The sequence below is a fragment of the Micromonospora zhanjiangensis genome, from assembly GCF_042650605.1.
Classification (GTDB): Bacteria; Actinomycetota; Actinomycetes; order Mycobacteriales; family Micromonosporaceae; genus Micromonospora_J; species Micromonospora_J zhanjiangensis.
In genome coordinates this window covers 1-546 of sequence record NZ_JBHSBN010000132.1, presented here as the reverse complement: position 1 = coordinate 546, position 546 = coordinate 1, and the positions used below count along the sequence as shown (strand labels likewise).

Here is a 546-nt window from a genome sequence, read left to right as displayed (position 1 = left end):
AGGAACTCTACGACGCCATTGAGAACGAGCGTGCAGGCCGCAAGACCTTCACGGCTGCGGACCAGATGCGCCCGCCGGATGGCTTCGACCTCGATGGCCATGACGCGGAGATGGCTTCGGCTGCCCGGCAGATCCGGGAGGAGCTCCAGACCGTTGGCGTTCGACCGGATGAGATGAGCTCCCGCGCTGTGAACGAGGCGGCGGAGATGCTGGCCCGGGGCGATGAGCGGGACGCCATCACAGCCTATGAGCGGGCGGTGATGAACCTCGATGATAAGGGGCCTGTGCAGGCAACCTATGCCCAGCAGGAGGGCCGTTCCCTCGGCTCCATCTTCGAGGCGTTCAAGGATGATCCGGGCGCCGGGAAACGTTACAAAGCGGCAACCCAAGCCACCCGGGAGCGTATCGGCACCTACAACAAGGGCTATCAGGCCTTCGCCCTCACCTACCGGGTCTGCACGCCCTCCGCGCAGGAGGCCTCGGCCCGCTACCTGCGGGAGGGCGAGCAGCTCGCCCGCAACATCACCGGACGTTACGGCGGCTGAT

General features: G+C 65.9%; 1 protein-coding gene. It reads left to right on the top strand.

Features of this window, described 5'->3' with window-relative positions; genetic code table 11:
• On the top strand, window positions 1-545 hold a 545-nt coding region (locus ACFOX0_RS34280; RefSeq protein WP_377553860.1), incomplete at its 5' end, for a TIGR02301 family protein.
• Window position 546: the final 1 nt, after the last annotated feature.